This is a genomic window from Rosistilla carotiformis, assembly GCF_007753095.1.
In the GTDB taxonomy this organism is placed as follows: domain Bacteria; phylum Planctomycetota; class Planctomycetia; order Pirellulales; family Pirellulaceae; genus Rosistilla; species Rosistilla carotiformis.
On record NZ_CP036348.1, the window covers coordinates 3,514,329 to 3,533,980 of the forward strand.

The 19,652-nt window shown below is 57.4% G+C and carries 13 protein-coding genes; 8 read left to right on the forward strand and 5 right to left on the reverse strand.

Features of this window, described 5'->3' with window-relative positions; translation table 11 throughout:
• Positions 1–374: 374 nt before the first annotated feature.
• The 3 genes from Poly24_RS12740 to Poly24_RS12750 all read right to left on the reverse strand — a co-directional run bounded on the left by Poly24_RS12740 (position 375) and on the right by Poly24_RS12750 (position 2,450).
• Complete coding sequence (locus tag Poly24_RS12740; RefSeq protein WP_145095602.1) at positions 375–791, reverse strand: TadE/TadG family type IV pilus assembly protein; 417 nt, start codon at positions 789–791, stop codon at positions 375–377.
• Positions 792–797: 6 nt separating this feature from the next.
• Positions 798–1,910, reverse strand: a complete 1,113-nt coding sequence (locus Poly24_RS12745; RefSeq protein WP_197452536.1) for a vWA domain-containing protein — start codon at positions 1,908–1,910, stop codon at positions 798–800.
• An 87-nt stretch (positions 1,911–1,997) separates the two neighbouring features.
• Positions 1,998–2,450 (reverse strand): TadE/TadG family type IV pilus assembly protein, encoded by a 453-nt coding sequence (locus Poly24_RS12750; protein WP_145095609.1) that lies wholly within the window; start codon positions 2,448–2,450, stop codon positions 1,998–2,000.
• A 950-nt stretch (positions 2,451–3,400) separates the two neighbouring features.
• On the opposite strand from Poly24_RS12750, the gene Poly24_RS12755 reads away from it, so the two are divergent.
• The 8 genes from Poly24_RS12755 to Poly24_RS12790 all read left to right on the forward strand — a co-directional run bounded on the left by Poly24_RS12755 (position 3,401) and on the right by Poly24_RS12790 (position 16,658).
• Entirely contained in the window at positions 3,401–4,366 is a 966-nt protein-coding gene (locus tag Poly24_RS12755; protein ID WP_145102868.1) for a DUF1559 family PulG-like putative transporter, read from the forward strand.
• 103 nt (positions 4,367–4,469) lie between these two features.
• Positions 4,470–4,985, forward strand: coding sequence for a carboxypeptidase-like regulatory domain-containing protein (locus Poly24_RS12760; RefSeq protein WP_145095612.1), 516 nt, complete (start codon positions 4,470–4,472; stop codon positions 4,983–4,985).
• Complete coding sequence (locus Poly24_RS12765; protein ID WP_145090093.1) at positions 4,876–6,081, forward strand: ISAs1 family transposase; 1,206 nt, start codon at positions 4,876–4,878, stop codon at positions 6,079–6,081. The genes Poly24_RS12760 and Poly24_RS12765 overlap by 110 nt, the downstream gene beginning before the upstream one ends.
• 344 nt (positions 6,082–6,425) lie before the next feature.
• Positions 6,426–7,607, forward strand: a complete 1,182-nt coding sequence (locus Poly24_RS12770) for a DUF3500 domain-containing protein (protein WP_145095615.1) — start codon at positions 6,426–6,428, stop codon at positions 7,605–7,607.
• Between the two features lie 236 nt (positions 7,608–7,843).
• Positions 7,844–9,568: a purine-cytosine permease family protein gene (locus tag Poly24_RS12775; protein ID WP_145095618.1), complete on the forward strand. Its 1,725-nt coding sequence runs from the start codon at positions 7,844–7,846 to the stop codon at positions 9,566–9,568.
• Positions 9,565–11,067 (forward strand): mannitol dehydrogenase family protein, encoded by a 1,503-nt coding sequence (locus Poly24_RS12780; protein ID WP_145095621.1) that lies wholly within the window; start codon positions 9,565–9,567, stop codon positions 11,065–11,067. The genes Poly24_RS12775 and Poly24_RS12780 overlap by 4 nt, the downstream gene beginning before the upstream one ends.
• 690 nt (positions 11,068–11,757) lie before the next feature.
• A complete protein-coding gene (locus Poly24_RS12785; protein ID WP_197452538.1) occupies positions 11,758–13,371 on the forward strand; it encodes an efflux RND transporter periplasmic adaptor subunit in 1,614 nt (537 codons plus the stop codon).
• Positions 13,368–16,658 (forward strand): efflux RND transporter permease subunit, encoded by a 3,291-nt coding sequence (locus Poly24_RS12790; protein WP_145095628.1) that lies wholly within the window; start codon positions 13,368–13,370, stop codon positions 16,656–16,658. Before Poly24_RS12785 ends, Poly24_RS12790 begins: the two co-directional genes overlap by 4 nt.
• Here the strand turns inward: Poly24_RS12790 and Poly24_RS12795 are convergent.
• Both Poly24_RS12795 and Poly24_RS12800 read right to left on the reverse strand, forming a co-directional pair.
• Complete coding sequence (locus Poly24_RS12795; protein WP_145095631.1) at positions 16,597–18,867, reverse strand: serine/threonine-protein kinase; 2,271 nt, start codon at positions 18,865–18,867, stop codon at positions 16,597–16,599. The two genes, Poly24_RS12790 and Poly24_RS12795, sit on opposite strands and share 62 nt — an antisense overlap.
• Positions 18,868–18,975: 108 nt before the next feature.
• Complete coding sequence (locus Poly24_RS12800) at positions 18,976–19,545, reverse strand: ECF-type sigma factor (RefSeq protein WP_145095635.1); 570 nt, start codon at positions 19,543–19,545, stop codon at positions 18,976–18,978.
• Positions 19,546–19,652: the final 107 nt, after the last annotated feature.

Sequence of the window (19,652 nt, forward strand, 5' to 3'; positions counted from 1 at the left end):
AAGTCTTCTCCAAATTGTGTTGTGGAACGGAAACAGATCCTCCTTTGCACGTTTTGTGCCCAACAAACTGGAAGCGGGAAAAACAGGCGACACGGTCCCATTTTTCGCGTTGCTTGAGCGACCGCGTTCCAGCGCGATCGGCCAGCGATCGCCTCCGGGAAAGAGTCGCGATGGAACGTCGCGAGAATACGTCGCAGCAACATTTACCGGGGACTCGAATCACCCGTGCGGATGTCAAACACAGTTGGCGGCGCCATCTGCGGGGCAGCACTGACGCTCATGAGAAACGAAACGACGCAGTGGATCGTCGTGAATCAAAGCGTCGTCGCGAGTAACGCCGGCGAGTGTCAGCAAGCGTGCCGTTGTGAATCGTGCTACTCATTCCGTATCTCGATCGAATGCGATACGTCCGAATCGAGGAATTTTCCCATCACGATCCAGCCGTCGCTGCTGAGGTCGCAATCGACGGTCACCCGAATCGTCGCGGCAAGGGTGGGTAACGTCCCAGGGTTAACCGTCACCTCGTAGTTCAATTTTGGATTGAATGCGGTGATCGTATCATCGACGGCCGTCTGAACTTCGGCAACCGTCGCTCCTTGCACCAATGCGGTTCGTGCGCCTTCGTAGGCTGCTTGGGCAACGACGTTCCGTAGCAGGTTGTAGCGAATTACATCGGCGCTGGCCACAAATAAAAACAACAGGATCGGAATGCAGAACGCCATTTCCACGGTGACCGCTCCGGTGCGGCAGCGTCGGTCGAATCGAAGGCGTCGATGGGTGTGAATCTTCATGGCATATTACTCCGTTAACGACAGTCCGATGGAACGGGCGATTTCTCGGAACGCCGCCTGCAGTTCTTGATCGCTAGCCGCTTGGAAAGCTATTCCACCGGTTGTATTAGCCACATCTTGCATGACCGAGAAACTGGCCCCTGCACCGAAGCTGACTGTGTGAATGGTGATCCTTTCATGCTTCGCATACACCGCCGCCTGGACCGGGTTGTAGCCGGTGTTCCATTGCCCGTCGGTCATCAGGATGATCACCTTTTCGGAAAAGCTGGCGTTGGGTGAGTTTCGGATTAAGGTGCGGGCGCGGTCGATCCCGCTGCTGATCGCCGTCCCCCCGATGATCTCGCGGTTGCCAATCGCCCGCACCGCGTTTTGAACCACCGCATAGTCGTTGGTGAAGTTGGCGTTCGTTGTCACCTCAGTCGCCGTGAACGTTCTTCGGTAGACGGCACTGTATTGCGACTCGGGAGCCGAATACGAAACCAACGCGATGTGTTCCTTTTTTTCCTTTTGCCCCATCTCGTCGAAGAAGACATCGATCGCGTTTTCGAGACTGTCCCAACGACTTCTCGGTTGCGGAGCTTGAAAATACGCGTAGTCAAAACTTTGGCGATTCGGATAAACCCAATCCACTCCTGACAGGTCAAATGCCATCGATGCGGATCGATCGAGCACTAGCACGATGTCAAGATTGATCTCCGTGGCGGTCGCCATCTGCGACAGATCGGTCGCTTCCCCGTTGCGAACTCCTGGGAACAGCGATTGCAATCCCGGATTCACCGAACCACCTCCCAGACGAGCGACCACGCGGAACGAATTGATCGGCGTCGCATCTTCGCTGAACTGAAATTTGTTGTTGGTTTGCCGTTGCGAATTCCCCGCGGCAATATCTGCGTCGTCCAAGCGAAAGTCTTTTGCGCCGATGACGGTGTTTTGGATCGCGAGGTTCTTCGCGCGCGACTTCGCTAGGGAAATCGATCCGGTCTGCGTGTATTCCACCGAAGCGGCTTTCGACGAAAGATCCGACACGATTCGCATGTCGGTTCGAGCGGCTTCGACCAACGACAGATCAAGCGCCATCGCCCCCAATGCGATCAGAGCGGCCAGCATAAACAAAAACATGACTAGAATCGCACCGGTTCGTGTTCGGTCAGGAAAGCGTTGTAGGGGCATTCGTAGGTTCCAAATCGAGTTGAGATTAAGGGGCGACTATTCTTTGACAGCGACCACCGACACGGTGACATTCCGATCCGCAAGCAGGTTAAATGACGAGAAATGCGCGAGTTCGGAGATCGGGACCTTCAGTTCGAGCTGCAACAGATCGCCTCGCCTCGCCGTCGTTAGATTGGCGGGGGGCGTTAGCGTCCAACCTTCGATCTCACGAGCTGTCAACATTCGATCGACGGCGCCTGTGACGTCCGCACTGACGGCTCCCACGTCCGCAGCAGCGCGGATGCCCTCATACGCGGCGACCTTCAGCGTTTGCTTGAAGTAGATGTAGTTGGTGACGTCGATAAATCCGAAAGTTACGACAGTAAACACCGGCAAACAGAATGCGAGTTCGGCAACGGCCGCCCCCAAACGCTTTGAGCCGCGGGAACGAAGCGTCCTCGCGTGCACTGGGTTTCGGCGGCAAGTCGGGTTACCTGTTTTGTTGTGCATCGGAAAGGCTGTGGAATTTTGTTACGGAATCGATAGTTCGCGAAACCGGCGCATCGCTATGGGGCCTCGCAACACGGGTACACATAGCAACTCTATGCCACGCAGCGAAACGAAGCCGAGAATTTCTTTGTTGTATTTCCGCAACATCCCCCCCCCAACACTGAACTATGCCGCCACCATCATGTGTTGGATGGGCATGGCGGACAGCCATAAACAAGGCGATGTCGCGTCGTCGTTCGCTTGGAAAGATGGCTCCCACTCAACGAGCCCCCATGAAGTTCACGACGCACTCCGTTGCGTTGCTAACGGAGTCAACCCTTGCAACTTGCCCCAACCGAGCGCGATGGCGAAAAACGCTACCGAGAAAACAGAAACTGCTTTACGGCAGAGAATCAAGACAGCCTGATAGGGCTGAGAGCGGCAGTACCGATGGGGCGGTCCAACAGTAAGTCAACAGCAAACTTAGCCAACGGCGAACGTTCTACGGCCTCTACTTGACCTGAATCGATCCCATCGGACTTGAAAGAGAACTAATGAGACAAGCATCAACTTTTCGACGAGCCAGTGGTGGTCAGAATTTTTGCCAATGCGGCTTTCTTGCAAATCACCTGCGTGCCCAACACAAAATCCGGACTTAGATCTCCTGCGCATGCAGAAGCTATGCCTGCCCCAAAAACACCCCACCTGGTTGACTTTAAACCGACTAGGTGTAGAGTAGCCAGTTGAATGCCATCCCAGTTGCTTTGGTCGTGCATGTTTCACCAAAGTGATTCCCACCAAATTGAATTGATTCTCAGCGATTTAGGTCGATTCCCGCTGACTTGAATCGATTCCCGCTGACTTGAATCGATTCCCGCTGACTTGAATCGATTCCCGCTGACTTGAATCGATTCCCGCTGACTTGAATCGATTCCTACCGGCTTAATTCTCACCAAACCAGGCGCAGTAGAATGAATTTTGTAAACGTTTCCGGCAAGCGTCGAACGCTTGTACGCGGTTTCACCTTAGTGGAACTGTTAGTTGTGATCGCGATTATCGGAATTCTGGTCGGTTTGTTGCTTCCGGCGGTTCAAGCGGCTCGCGAGGCGGCGCGACGGATGCAGTGCAGCAACAACCTCAAGCAAATGGGGCTTGCGCTGCACAATTACCACGATACCTATCGATGCTTTCCAGCAGGTTACATATATCGGGGTACCGCCTTCAACAATCAGCCAGAATGGGGCTGGGGCGTGGCGATCTTACCGTTTGTTGAACAGCAACCGTTGTATGATGCATTGCAGTCCACAACACGCACACTAAATCAAGTTCTCAACGCAGCGTCCACCGATCCAAGTCCTGAACGGACGCTTGTGCAGACGACGTTGGACTTCTACCGCTGCCCGTCCGACACCGGTCCGGATATTGCAGATAGCGAAATGCCGAATTTTGGCACTTTTACCAACCCGCGTGTGGCGCTTTCTAATTATGTAGGAAATGCCGGTTGGCAAGATCAGCCTGCCCGGGCGGATAAGGTCCGAGGTATGTTTTTTGGAAACAGTTTTCTCAAGTTCGCGCATGTACTGGATGGCAGTTCGAACACGATCTTTGTTTCGGAACGTGACTACAGAAGGACCCACGCGGCATCCTGGCTGGGGATTGGGAACAATAACTTGGGCGCGTCGAACCACGCTACATTGAAGGCATTGTTTCGCGGCTACTTCAACATCAATTACGATTACGCGACCTTGAATAGCGGCAACACGGGCAAGGGCTGGGGGAGCCTTCATCCCGGCGGCCTACAAGTGTTGATGGTCGATGCTTCGACCCACTTTCTATCGGAAACGGTCGAGCGTGAGTCGTCAATCGCTGGACAAATCGGTGTTTTGAACGCAATGCTCTGGCGAGACGACGGGCAGCCCTTCAAATCGCCATTCTAGTTTGCGCCCCGCCGACTGCTACACTCTCGCGACGCCTCGGAAAACACAATCTTCCGAGGCGTCGTTTTCTTATTCATCATTCCCCTTCCCTATTGATATACAAATGATAAAATCAACTGTTCTTCCGCTGACGTTTTTGCTGGCATGCGCTCTCATTGCAGGCTGTAACTCAGGTGTTGAACTCGCCACGGTCACAGGAACCGTCATGCTAGACGGCCAACCTGCGGAAGGGTTGGAAATTGAGTTCGCCCCAACAAATCCTGGCGTTACCTCAGTCGGCCTCGGTTTCACTCAAGCCGATGGTTCGTATTCACTTCACTACCCCGGGGACGACAATGCCGGCGCACCTCCGGGCGACTACGTTGTTCGGATTCGCGGTGCAGAACGCGATGATGCTCCGATGTTGAAAGTCGTCGACAACTATAACACCAAGTCTGAATTGACAGCCACTGTAGAACGAGGCGCCAATACAGGGCAATCGTACGTCGATTTTGTTTTTGGTCTAAGTATTGCGTGGAGGTTGGCTGAGTCAAGTTGCTTCGACGAGAAGCTTTGTTGTTCCTGCACGGAGGTGTTTATCGATGACTGGGCCAGCTGCAATTGTTTCAAAATGTTTTGAAAACATTACCGATCCGCGCGTTGATCGTGGCCACAACTATGATCTCGTGGAAATGATCTTCATCACGCTGACCGCTGCGGTCTGCGGTGCGAACGGCTGGGTTGATGTGGAGCGCTTCGCCAAGGCAAAAATCGATTGGTTTCGACGTTATGTCAAACTCGACAATGGAATCCCTAGTCACGACACCCTTGGCCGCGTCTTCTCGAACCTCGACACCGGAGAGTTTCTCACAGCGATGCATCAATGGGTCGATCATTTTGCCAGTTCGCTGCGAGACAAAGGTGTTGCCATCGACGGGAAGGTCTTGCGTGGCTCATTTGATCACGCTGCGGGCAAGAGCCCACTACATACCATTACCGCCTTTGCCACCGAGACAAAGCTGGTGCTCCGACAAATGCCTGTCGACGATAAAAGCAACGAAATTCCTGCCGTTCCCCAGTTGCTCGAACTGCTTGACCTTGCTGGATCCGTGGTCACGCTCGACGCGATGCATTGCCAGAAAGAGACCGCCAAACGGATTGTCGCCGCAGAGGCAGATTACATTCTGACGGTCAAAGGTAACCAAGGGAATCTTGCGAATCGATTGTCAGAACTGTTCCTTGAGTATGGTGAACAGCGATACCGTGTCGAAGGATTACGCAAGCATGTAACGGTGGAAACATCGCGTGGTCGCGACGAGCGCCGTGAGTACTACACAATCGCCGTTCCAGGCGAACCGCTCTTTGCTGACTGGGCCGGTATCAAATCGATTGGAATGATCTTCCGCGTCCGTGACGATGGCAATGTGAGGCATTCCGAGGCGACGTACTTCATTAGCAGCCTGCCGCCCAAGGTGAAAAAGCTGAGCCGGCGGATTCGCGATCACTGGAAGATTGAGAACAGCGAACACTACATTTTGGATGTAACTTTTTCCGAAGACGCCAGTCGAATTCGCGCGGGCAGTTCACCAGAAATCTCCGCTGCATTTCGCCGAATGGCGTTGAATATTTTGCAGCAGGACACAACCGTGAAAGACTCGATTCGCGGCAAACGACTCCGTGCGGGCTGGGACGAAACCGTTCTTGATGCCATTTATGCCGGTTTCAACAGGGCTTGAACGTGCGATTGCCCTGGGCGCCAATACCATCGACTTCGAGGTTACCAGCAAGTAGGGCAAGCCGAATCGATACTGCCAACAGCGACCGCTGATAGAGTGTCAGCTGTCGCTGTCCGATCAAGGCGCTGCGAAGGAGCAAGCAGTGGAGACCAATTCCGATGGGATCCGTGAAACGCTAGAGCCAATATGCGTTCAGTCCCAATATCCCAAGGACGGAGCCGTTCTCTACGCCGGATCGATGGTCTCTGACAAGGCATTTCCGGTTCCCCGTGCGGAGCGTTATGATGAGCTCTATACGCTCGTGCGTAGCGACTCCCCCGAACTTGCCAACCATGGAAATCAAAATGCATCGAACGATCACTCGTTTTGTTCTCCCCGTCGGTCTCTTGGGCTTGGTGATTCTTGCCGCCATCGCCCAACCGCCAGGATTCGACCGCGAGATCTCTCAAGCGTTTCGTGGGATCTTTCCGGGGGCGAAGCCGGAACCGGGACTGTTCCCGATCGAATCGACAGGCGTTTCGACGCGGCCGGTGATGGAAGCTGCCGATGCGTTTCTGGGGACGTTGAGCGAACCGCAACGCGCGCGGACGACGTTCCCGGTCGATGATATCGAGTGGCGGAAATGGGCGAACCAACATTCGTACAAGCGGCAAGGCGTCAGCTTTGAAGAGATGAACGAAACGCAGCGCACAGCCGCCTTCGACATGCTGCAAGCCGGCTTGAGTGCCAAGGGACTGAAGAAGACTCAGGACATCATGAAGTTGAACGAGACGCTCGCCGAGCTCTCGGGCAAGTTCGACGAATACGGGCAATGGTTGTACTACATCACGATCATGGGCGAACCGTCGCAGACCGAGCCTTGGGGCTGGCAGCTGGATGGCCATCACTTGGTGATCAACTATTTTGTGTTGGGAGATCAGGTTGTGATGTCGCCGGTCTTCATGGGCAGCGAACCGATCCGTGCCGATTCGGGTAAGTTCAAGGGAACGGTTGTCATGCAGGACGAACAGGATAAGGGCTATACGTTCATGCAATCGTTGGATCCGCAGCAGCGAACCGAAGCGGTGCTGTCGAGTCAAAAAGGAGGAACTAACAATCTCGCCGAAGCGTTCCACGACAACATCGATCTCGATTACGCGGGCATCCCAGGGAAGAAGTTGGACGAAAAACAACGGCAACTGTTGCTGGAACTTATCGCGGAATACGTCGGCAACATGGCCGATGGTCACGCCAAGGTGAAGATGTCCGAAGTCGAAAAGCACCTCGATCGGACCTGTTTCGCTTGGATCGGAGAAACCGATCCCGAAGGCGTTTTCTATTACCGTGTCCACAGCCCGGTGATCCTTATCGAATTCGATCACCAACGCCGGATCGCTCCGCAACGTGGGCGAATTCCTGTGCGAGAACATATCCATACCGTCGTCCGAACGCCTAACGGCAACGACTACGGCAAGGATCTTCTGCGACAACACTACGAAAAACACCATCACCCCCATCCTCACGAGGATGCAAAACCGGCAAAGTAGGCAGCCAGCTAACGGGGATCTCACCAACCTTGGACGGTGGCGAGTGGACCGCGGGGCGGGATCTGGTAGGATAATGAAGCGTTTCGTCGCGTCGGTGTTTTCCGCATCGACGCCGTCGTTTCGCCATCGCTCTTAGCGCGATGACTCATCTCTGATTCCACCACTCGATCTCAACCGCTGCAAGCTGTCGATTGCCATCGACCTCAGCGCACGCGATCCACCTATTTCGAAATCGCATGACAAACGAAGCCGCCTCGGCCGCGATCGCTGAGATCAATCCGGAACAACTGCCGGTTCCAAAGCACAAGTTGCACGGTTGGACCCATTTCGCGGGACTCTACGCCGGCGAACACGTCGCGGCGACCGAGTTTGTGATCGGCGCGACCTTCGTCGCCCTCGGTGCGACGACGATGGACATCTTGATCGGTCTGTTGATCGGCAACGTGCTGGCGATCCTCAGCTGGACTCTGATCACGACGCCAATCGCGGTTCAAACGCGGCTGAGTCTGTACACGTACCTGCACAAGATCGCCGGCGATTCGATGAGCGATCTTTACAACTGGGCCAACGTCCTGATCTTCACGGTGATCTCCGCCGCGATGATCACGGTCTCCAGCACGGCGGTGCGGTTGTTGTTTGGCATCCCCGCGCAATTGCAGTGGTATCCGACGAACAGTCTTTTTGTGTTGGTCGTCGTCGGCGTTGGGATGATCGTTGTCCTGGTGGCGATGTACGGGTTCAACGCCGTCGCCGAGTTCTCGGGGATCTGCGGTCCATGGTTGGTCGTGATGTTTGTCTGCGGCGCGTTTGCGTTGTTCCCAGCCCTTGCCGATTCGGTGCTCGGCCGCACGCAACTGACAAGTTTCGCCGACTTCATCACGATCGGCGATCAATCGATTTGGACGGGACTGAACAGCGAGGGGAAGCCGGGGATCGGTTTGTGGGAGGTGATCGGTTTCGCATGGGCTGCCAACACGATCACCCACTTCGGCCTGATCGACATGGCGCTGCTGCGTTACGCAAAACGATCGATCTATGGACTGTGCACCAGTGCCGGAATGTTGTTTGGTCACTACATCGCCTGGATCGCTTCGGGCATCATGGGAGCCGGAACCGCAGTGCTGCTGCAGCGCACGATTGTCGAACTCGATCCCGGCGACGTGGCTTACCAAGCGTTGGGGCTTTCGGGATACGTGATCGTGATCATCGCCGGTTGGACGACAGCCAACGCGAACCTGTACCGCGCCGGCCTGGCGGCTCAAGCGATTTTTCACAAGCACTCGCGGATGCAAGTCACCTTCACCGTCGGCGTCGTCACCGTCGTGATCGCCTGCTTCCCGTTTGTCTACAAACAGATCCTGCCGCTGCTGACCTACGCCGGATTGATCGTCGTTCCGGTCGGCGGAATCGTCTTCGCCGAACACGTCCTCTTCCCGCGTCTCGGCCTGACCCGATACTGGGCGAAATATCGCGGGCTAACGCACAGCACTCCCGCCGTCGCCGCTTGGGCTGCCGGGCTGGTGTTTGGTTTTGGACTGAACTACTTGCAAGTCATCTCCTTCTTCTATCTGTTCCTGCCGACTTGGGCGGTCACGATCGTGCTCTATACGATCTTGGCGAGTCTCTACGGAGCCCGCGACAGCTATCCTGCCGAAGAAGCGGCCGAACGCGACAGAAACGAAGCGATTAAAGAGTTCCAGACGCAACAAGCTCTCGCCGAAGGGACGCCCGGACACGATACCTCCACGTTGCACAAGATCCTGCGTGGCGTCGCTTGGCTGTCGCTGGGGCTCACGCTGACCCTCGGATTGGTGGTGATGTTTGGCAGCTCCGACATGGCTGCTTACGAAAGCAACGTCGCCATTTTTTACACGTGGGGATTTATCTTCACGATCGTCTATTTCGTCTCCGCCTATTGGGCATTGAAACACACGAAATCACTCCAACAAGCTCGAACATGAACCGACAGCTTCCCCTGACGCAACAGAACCTCGATCAACTTCCCAGCCAAATCGCCCGGCCGACTTACGACCGCAGTCGCCTGACGACGGGGATCGTTCACGTCGGGGTGGGCGGATTCCATCGCGCTCACGAAGCGTTTTACACCGACCAATTGCTCGAGGCCGGCGGCGATCCGCAGTGGGGAATCTGCGGCGTCGGTCTGCGAGAACCGGACCGCAAGATGGCGACGATTCTGCGAGACCAAGACTACTTGTATACGCTGATCGTCAAGCGTCCCGACGGTGGGATCGAAACGCGAGTCATCGGATCGATCGTCGATTTTCTGATGGGATGCGACGACCCGGCAGCCGTCATCGACCGGATGGCTGATCCCGCGACGAAGATCGTTTCGCTGACGATCACCGAAGGGGGCTACAACGTCGATCCGGCGACGGGTGAATTCAACGCGTCGAATCCCGATGCGCAGCACGACATCGATCACCCGTTGCAACCACGGTTGGTCTTCGGATTTATGACCGCGGCAATGGCGAAGCGTCGCCAACAGGGGCTGCCCGCGTTTACTGTCCAATCGTGCGACAACATCCAGCACAACGGTGATCTGACGCGGAAGATGCTGATCGGATTTGCGCGGCTGCAAGATCCGCAGCTGGCCGACTGGATCGAGCAAGAAGTCAGCTTCCCCAACGCGATGGTCGACCGGATCACCCCCGTGACCAGCGACGCCGACATCGATTTCCTGCGCACCGAGTTCGGCCTGGACGACAAGTGGCCCGTCGCCTGTGAACCGTTTTGCCAATGGGTTGTCGAAGACGACTTCTCCGCCGGACGACCCGACTGGCAGGATGTTGGCGTGCAGTTTGTTCCCGATGTGACGCCCTACGAGAAGATGAAGCTGCGGCTGTTGAACGCCGGGCATTCGGTGTTGGGGATTCTTGGATCGGTCTTCGGGCACGAGACGATCGACCAAGCGATCGATGACGATCTGTTCGCCCAGTACCTTCGCCAATTCTTCGACCGCGAAGCGACGCCGGTGTTGGATGCCGTCGCTGGCATCGACTTAGACGAATACAAACAGACCTTGATCGAGCGGTTCGGCAATCCCAAAATCCGGGACAGTCTTTCGCGGATCCGCCTGGAGAGTTCCAGCAAACTGCCGGTCTTTCTGATCCCAACGATCCGGGAGAACTTGGCCAGCGGCGGCAGCATCCGCTACGCCACGCTAGTCCTCGCCGCCTGGTGTTATTACAGCGACAAACAAGTCGATCGACACGGCAAGGCGTTGGAAATCACCGACGGTCTAAAAACGGAACTCCACGCCGCGGCAAGGAAAACCGGCGATGACCCGTTAGCGTTTTTGAAAGTCCAATCGGTCTTCGGGGACCTCGCCGAGAACCAGCGATTCACAAAGACCTACGCCGACCTGATCGATCGCATCTACAGCAACCCCGACGTCACCGCGACGATGCAAGCGATACTGAGCGACGAAAGCAATTCCTAACCGGAGCGTCCCCCGGTCAAGCCGAGTCCCCCGCCCGTTTTGCATTCGTTTTGCGGAGCGAAGCTCCAGCCATTTGCTTAGCCCAGGCCAACGGCCTGGTTGGCGTGATTGCCAAGTGAAATCCATAGGGCCAACGGCCCGGCTATTTGCGAGGGGCGGATCGATTTGCTAACAAATTGCCGGGCCGTTGGCCCTTCCGGTTTTCGCGTGTCATGGGGTCCCAGGCCGTTGGCCTGGGCTATGCAAATCGCCTGGCCTTCAGCCCTGCATCCGAAACCGGTGCGCCCGCGTTGCGGTCGATGGAATGCTACGGCGATAGTGTCCGGCCCGAGAGATCCCGAAGGGATGAAAGATGGTAGCCGGAGGCCGTCCCGCAGCGGCGCACCTCCGGAGGCGAGGCCGCCATCCGTTTTGCATTCGTTTTGCGGAGCGAAGCTCCAGCCATTTGCTAAGCCCAGGCCAACGGCCTGGGTGGCGTGATTGCCAAGTGAAATCCATAGGGCCAACGGCCCGGCGATTTGCTTTCTTAATGCGTCGATCTGCCCGAATTTCCCTGTCTTTCGCGATTCTTGCGAAAAATTGGCCCCGCCCGGCGAGCGTTTTCGCATGACTTGGGGACGAGTTCACCGAGTGCGGGGCAGAGCGCTCGACCTTCCACCAGCAAAACACCCCTCCGATTGGGACAACCGCATGAATGAATCAAACGTTGCGGCCAGGCGTTCTCGCGTCCATCTGTTTATCAACTTCGCCGTCTCCGCCAGCGTGCTCACGATGTGCGTGATCGCCTACACCAAACTGGGCAAACGCGAGCGTCCGGCGATGTCAAAGCCGCCCAAACCGGCGGCGACGGTCGTCGATACCGAAGCCCTGCGAATTCATGAAGGCCCCGTATCGCTGACCGCTAACGGCGTCGTCGTTCCGCTCCGCGAGATCCGGTTGGCGACCGAGGTTCCCGGACGTGTCGTTGAACTGTCCCCCAACATGCGAGCCGGGCGGATGGTTGAGAAGGACGAGGTGTTGGTTCGGTTGGATCCGATCGAATACGAACTCGAAGTGCAGCGATTGGTCTCCCAGCAGAATCAGGAAGCGGCTGAGCTGGAAGCGATCGATGTCAGTATTCAAAACACCGATCAATTGGTTGCGCTGTCCCAACGCCGCGCTCGATTGACCGAAGCGGCGAGCAAACGAGCCCATTCGTTGATCCAACAAAATGCTGCTTCGATCGCCGAGGTCGACGCCGCCGAGGAGGCCGAACTTTCGGCCAGCGCTGCGGTGGTCGAACTGCAAAACCGACGCCGCGAACTCGAAGCGCAACGGAAGCTGATCGTGGAACGGCAAGCGTCGACCGAGGTCGCGCGGCGGCGAGCTCAGTTGGACTTGGACCGTACCGTCGTTCGCGCTCCGATCCGCGGCCGCGTGGTGATGAGTAACGTCGAAGAGCAATCGTTTGTCGCGGCGGGAACTTCGTTTGTCACGATCGAAGATGTCAGCGCGGTCGAGGTTCGGTCGAACCTGACGGTTGAACAGATGTATTGGGTTTGGAACGCACGCAACTCCGCTGCCAATCTCGAAGAGGCCGGATCCTCCGCGGCACACCACCTGCCCGAAGTCAATTGCAACATCGAATACCGTTTGGGCAACCGAACCTATCAATGGGCGGCCGTGCTGAAACGGATCGATGGCGCTGGGATCGACCAGGATACGCGGACCTTTCCCTGTCTGTTTCGCGTCGATGACCCCGAAGCGGTTGAACGCGTGGGGGCCAACGCATTTCCTTTCGCCATCGAAAGCACGGCCGACCGATCGCTGGAATCGCCCGGCCACGCGATTGGAGTCGACGGACCGCGGCAATTGTTGCGAGGGATGTTCGTTTCGGTTCACCTGCACGTCGACGCGACGCGTCCGTTGTATCGCGTTTCCGAATCGGCGATTCGCCCCGGCGACCGGATCTGGATCAATCGCGATGGCAAGATGCGGATCGTCCAAATCGAAGTCGTCGGGCAGATCGATGGCGACGTAATCGTCGACGCTCGTTTACCAGAACGCCAATCGGCTGGAATCGCATCGAGCAACGGCGAGCACAACGGCGTTTCGCCCGCCGATGTATCAAAGCTTGCTTCGGTGATCGTCTCCCCGGTCAACGATCCACGCGACGGCTTACCGGTGATGACGGCCAAGGCTCGCGATTCGAAGGCGAAGCGGCCGCCGGTGGCCGCTGTTGGCGTCGATTCCCCCGCGACCGATGGCAACCAGACCGATCGCAATCGCCCCAAAACGACCTTGGTTAGCGGAGTGGCACGATGAAGTCGATCATCGCATGGGCCGTCAAAAACTCGCAGGCAATGAATGTCATTATGCTCGGGACCTTGGTTTTAGGTGCCTGGAGTCTGGCAAATCTGCGACGCGAATTCTGGCCCGATTTCGAACTCTATGTCCTGACCGTGTCGGTCGAATATCCGGGAGCCAGTCCCGACGAGATCGAAGAGGGGATTCTGGAGAAGATCGAAGAGGCGACGCGGACCGTCGACGGCATCGATGAGATGACCTCCGCCGCGACGGAGGGCTTGGGGAGCGTGACGTTTGAACTCGAGAGCGACGCCACGCAGATGGACGCTCAACGCGTGCTGACGGAAGTCACGACGCTGATCAATCAAATCCCCAGCTTCCCCGAACTGGCCGAACGTCCCGATATCCGGTTGCGAACGAATTTTGTCACCGCGATTCGCGTGGCGGTGATGGGGCCCAAAAGTGATGCCGAGGCGGAGAGTTCCGATGGCGACAGTTCCACGTCGCGAGGCGTCGATCGAGCCGAGCGGGCTGAAAAGCGGGTCGAAGCGGCGCTGGCGTTGCACCGCGTCGCCGAATCGGTGCGGACCGACCTGCTTGCGTTGCCTTCGGTTTCAGTCGTCGATTTTGTCGGTGCGCCGAAATATCAGATCGACATCGAAATCCCCGAACGGACGCTCCGCGAATACAATTTGTCGTTGCGCGATGTCGCGGAGATCGTTCGTAGCAACAACGTCGAGTTGCCCGGCGGTACGCTAAAAGGTCAATCGCAAGAGGTCGTGCTGCGGGGAAGCGACAAGCACGAAGTCGGCGAAGAGATCGCCAATATCCCGTTGGTCAGCCAAGCCGGTGGCGTCGTGCTGACTGTCGGCGATCTGGGCCGCGTTCGCGATGAGTTCTCCGTCGACGAAGCCGTCAACGAAATCAACGGTCGTCCCGCCGTGGTGATCTCCGTCGAAACGACCAGCGCCGACGATCTGTTGGTCGTCGCTCAAGAGGTGCGAGACTTTGCCGCTCGAGCGAAACACGACCTTCCCGCCGGCTATTCGATGATAACGATGCGCGACCGTTCCAAAACGGTCAGCGACCGGTTGAACCTGCTAGCCAAAAACGGCTGGATGGGGCTGGTCCTTGTCTTTGTTGTACTCGCACTGTTTTTAGAGATGCGATTAGCGTGGTGGGTGTCGCTTGGGATTCCCGTCTCGTTGTTGGGCGCTTGCATTTACATGTACTACGGCGGCATGACGCTGAACATGACGTCGATGTTCGCCTTTTTGATCGCATTGGGAATCGTCGTCGACGATGCGATCGTCGTCGGCGAAAACATCTACGCCCATCAACAGATGGGCAAATCGTGGCGTGACGCGGCGATCGACGGGGCGACGGAAGTGGCTCCCAGCGTGATCACCGCTGTGCTAACGACGATCATCGCGTTCAGCCCGATCATGTATTTGGAAGGGAACATCCAACGGATGACCGTCGTGTTGCCGCTGTGCGTCGGCGCGATGCTGCTGCTGTCGATGTTCGAAAGTCTAACGATCCTGCCGTCGCACCTCTCCCATCGCCGCAGCCGCTTTCTGGACGTGGTCGTCTGGTTGCTGTTGCCGTTGCATCCGTTGGCGTGGCTGGTCAAGAAGGCCAACGGCATCGTGACCGTTTGGTTGGAATGGTTCATCGAACGCGTCTATACCCCGTTCCTGAAGATCTCGCTGCGAAACCCGGCGATCACGATCTCGGTCGCTACCGGGATGTTGTTGCTGTCGATCGGCGTCGTCCGGTCGGGGATGGTGCAGTTCCTATTGCTGCCGAAGATCGATTTTGGGTTTGTGACCGCGCAAGTCGTCTATCCCGATGGCACGCCCGTCAAGACAACGGATGCCGCCACGCAGCGGATGGAAGCTGCGATTTGGCGAGTCAATCAACGCAGCATCGACGAGGGGCTGACGACCGATCCGGACGGTTTTGTCAAAGCGGTCCAGCGGGCGGTCGGCTCGACCGGCGACGAGGTCTCCGCAGCGTCGTCCAGCCATATCGGTGGACTGTTCGTTCAACTCAACGACATCGGCCAGCGGACCGTTTCCAGCGCCGAGATCGTTCGGATGTGGCGTGAAGAGACGGGGCGGATGCCAGGAACCGAATCATTGGCCTTTGGAGCGACGCCGCGCGGCCCCGCGTCGCTGCCGATCGAGGTGCGGTTGATGGCTTCGTCACAACACCTGGATGAATTGGACGCGGCGATCGAGCGTACTAAATTGAAACTGGCTGAATATCCTTACGTCTCCGACATCGCGACCGACACGCGGCAGGGTAAATGGGAATACCGGATGCAAGTTCGCGACGATGCCAAGGCGATGGGGATCTCGTTGGCCGACGTCGCCGGAACGGTGCGAGCCAGCTATTACGGCGAAGAGGTGATGCGGTTGCAACGCGGCCGGCACGAGGTTCCGCTTCGGGTCCGTTATCCTCGCGAGGACCGCAACACGCTTGTCAGCTTCAATGGGATCCGAGTTCGCACGGGCGAAGGCGTCGAGCGTCCAATCAACCAAATCGCGGAGGTCGACGTGCAGCGTGGCTATGCCGAGATCCGCCGCATCAATCAGATGCGTTCGATCAGCGTAGTCGCCGACGTCGATGAATCGAAAGGGAATGCCTTTAACGTCGTCTCCGACCTGCGAGCCAATTTTGTTCCGACGCTGGAAGCGGAGTTTCCCGGCGTTGAAATCATGTGGGGCGGGCAACAGGAGCAAACGACTGAAACGGTCGACAGCCTGACCGTTGGATTTATTGTCGTCATGGGAGCGATGTTTCTGCTGCTAACAATCCAGTTCGGATCCAGTTGGCAAGCGATCTTGATCCTGTCGATCATTCCCTTTGGATTCATCGGCGCGATCGTCGGCCACATCGTGATGGATATCGATCTGACGCTGTTCAGTATCTTTGGGATCGTCGCGCTGTCGGGTGTCGTCGTCAACGACTCGATCGTCTTGGTCGACTTTATCAACCGCCGCGTTCGCGACGGGCTGCCGTTACACGAAGCGATCATCGATGGCGGGCGGCGGCGTTTCCGCGCGGTGCTGCTGACGTCGCTGACCACGATCGCTGGAATGTTCCCGATCCTGTTGGAACGATCCAAAGAAGCTCAGGTTGTTTCGCCGATGGCGACTAGTTTGACATTCGGTTTGGGGCTGAGCACCCTGATCGTGTTGATCTTTGTTCCGGTGATGTATTTGGTGACGGCTAGCATCACGGGCTCGGAAGAGGATCTGGAGCCGAGTTCGCAATTGCCCCCCGTGCCAGCGACTTAAGTTGATCCAAGCGAGGATCGTCGGGAGGGAGTTCGCCGGTCAGCCGCAGCGAAGCCTCTCGATAGTTCATCAGAAACTCGATCCAATCGAACCACGGAATCGGAGGCGTTCCCTGTTGGGTTTCGATCGATTGGTCGAGCCATTGATCGCGCGATTGCTTTGCGAGAGTCCAAGCTTTGGCTGCGTCGTCGCTGCGTCCGGCTTGAGTGTAAGCGATCGCCAGCAGCGGGTAATTGATCCCGCTAGCCGGCCAGATCGCCGATTCGTCGAGCGATTCTTCCAACCGCTCGATCGCCCGATCGATATCTCCATTGCGCAGATGGGCCCAACCGGCGACATACAACTTGGGGCCCCGGGGAATCCGCGAAGTCCGCGTCGGCCGGCCGTCGGGTCTTAACCGACGCTCTTCCAACAATTGCTCACCCAAAACCGCCAACTGGGCCGAGACCTCAGCCGACGGCTGGTCGACCAACTGGCCTCGCAAAATTGTCCCCAATGAACCGCTGCTGGATTGGGCGAGATCCTTGGTGAGTTGTTCATACATCGCGTGATCGCCAACGTAGTCGAATAGCTGCGGGACTCCCAGGAATTGCACTCCATCGACGGGAGTTCCCAATTCGAGCGCCTTGCGGTAATCGCTCGCGGCCATTTCCCAGAGCCCCATTTTCGCGTACAGCGATCCCCGGTCCATCCATGCGTGGAAATAACGGGGCTGGGTCTGAGTCGCGTTGGTAAACGCTTCGTTGGCGTTGGACCAGTCGCCGGCGTCGGCATAGGCGCGGCCGGAGGCGATCAACGTGTTGGCGCGGCGCAAGCGGTCGGTAAATCCCTCCAGTTCCGCGTTGGAGCTTTTGGCTGCTGCCGCCGCCACGCGAGCCTGTTCCATGGCGTGGTAGGCCACCCGCGCCTGCCAAAGACTGACAACCGTTCCCAGCACCAACGCACCGGCGACCAGCGAGACCGTCGTCAACGCGACCTTATTGCGGCGGGCGAATTTGGAAAAACGATACAGCGTCGACGGCGGACGGGCTTCGACCGGCTGGCCCTCCAAAAATCGAGAGACATCCTGAGCCAAGGCGATCGCACTGGGATATCGGCGGGCACGATCTTTATCGATCGCCTTCATCACGATCCAGTCGAGATCGCCACGCATCAAGGAGGTCAGTTTGGCGGGTTCCAACCGGCGATTGGCGGAGACCGTTGTCGACAATTGATTGCCCAACGTGCTCAGCCGCGTACTGGGACTCGGCGGTTCCTCTTCACGGATGATCCGCCGCAATTCGTCGAACCCGACGCTGTTCAAGCGGCCGACGACAAACGGCGTCGATCCGGTCAGCAGTTCGTACAACAAGACCCCCAACGAATAGATGTCGCTGCGCGTGTCGACGTCGACGTTGCTCATCTCCGCCTGTTCAGGACTCATATAGGCCGGCGTGCCGATCATCGACGCCAGCCGCGTGTAGATCGTTTTGTCGGTCAGACTTTGTCCGATCGCTTTGACGATTCCAAAATCGATCACCTTGGCGATCGGGCGGCCATCTTGCAGCGTCACCAAGACGTTCGAAGGCTTGAGGTCGCGGTGGATGATTCCCTTTTGATGGGCGTGCTGGACGGCGTTGCAGATCGATAGAAACAGCTCCAACCGCTGGCGCGTGTCGAGTCGGTGGTTGTCGCAAAACTCGTTCAATGGAACGCCGCGGACCAGTTCCATCACAAAGTAAGGTTGCCCGGTCTGCGTCACACCGGCATCGAAGACGCGGGCGATGTTCTCATGATCCATCATCGCCAACGCCTGCCGTTCGGCTTCGAAGCGGGCGATCACTTGGCGGGTTTCCATCCCCGGTTTGATGATCTTCAGCGCCACGCGGCGACGGACCGGAACCTGTTGATCGGCGACGAAGACCAACCCGCAGCCCCCTTCGCCAATCTGTTCCATCAACTTGTACGGACCAACCATCGTCCCCGGTGGGTGATTTGCTTCGATCGACCGAGCCACCTGTTGGGTGACCGCATCGAATGTCGGCAAGCTTGCCACGACGGGATGGTCGATCGGGTTGTCGGCGCGATCGTGTTCGGCCAACAATCGCGAGACAGCATTCAACAGCTCGGGATCCCCTTGGCATCTTCCCTGCACAAAGGCCTCCCGCGCGCGAGGCGATTCGATTTCGAGCGCTTCGAAGAAAATCGTCTTTTCGTGCTTGGGACTCATCGGGTGGGGCAACCTCGCAAATGCCAATCCATTGGGCGGTGGTCGATTTCGGAGCGAAACTACGACCTGTAAGAATGCGAATTCTGAACGCGTCGGGGGCCAAAATTTTTAGCTGTCCGCTTCGGCTCGTAGTTCGCGTCCCAACCAGGCTCGGGCAAAGGCCCAGTTGCGTTTGACCGTTCGCGGCGAGATGCCGAGCGCCTTGGCCGACTCTTCCACGCTGAGACCGGCGAAATAACGTAGCTCGACCAGTTTAGCCATCTCCGGTTCGGTCTCGCCCAGCTTGGTGAGCGCGGCGTCGAGGTCCAGCAGCTCCTCGGCGTTGTCGGGGACGGCTACCGCGTCCTCCTCGGCCAACTGGCACCGCGCCCAATCGCCGCCTCGCTTGAGACTCTTGCGATTCCGAGCGCTCTCGATCAAGATCCGCCGCATCGATTCAGCCGCCGCGGCGAAGAAGTGGCCTCGTCCATCCCACTCCTGCCCCACGTTGCTAGCTACCAACCGCATGTAGGCTTCGTGCACCAGCGCCGTCGGCTGCAGCGTGTGGCCGGCAATCTCATGCTGCATCTTCCGCTTCGCCAGCCGATGCAGTTCCGCGTAGACCAAGGGGAGCAAATCGTTGGCCGCCGCCAGATCGCCGTTGTCGATTTGATGCAGGATCTGGGTGATGTCGGACATAAAAAAGGGAGCCAATGGAAACGAAGCGACAAGTTCGGCAGCTTCATTTTAGTACATATTTGTCGCATGCGATCGAGATCAAGGCGCCATCGGTCTTCCCATTTCAG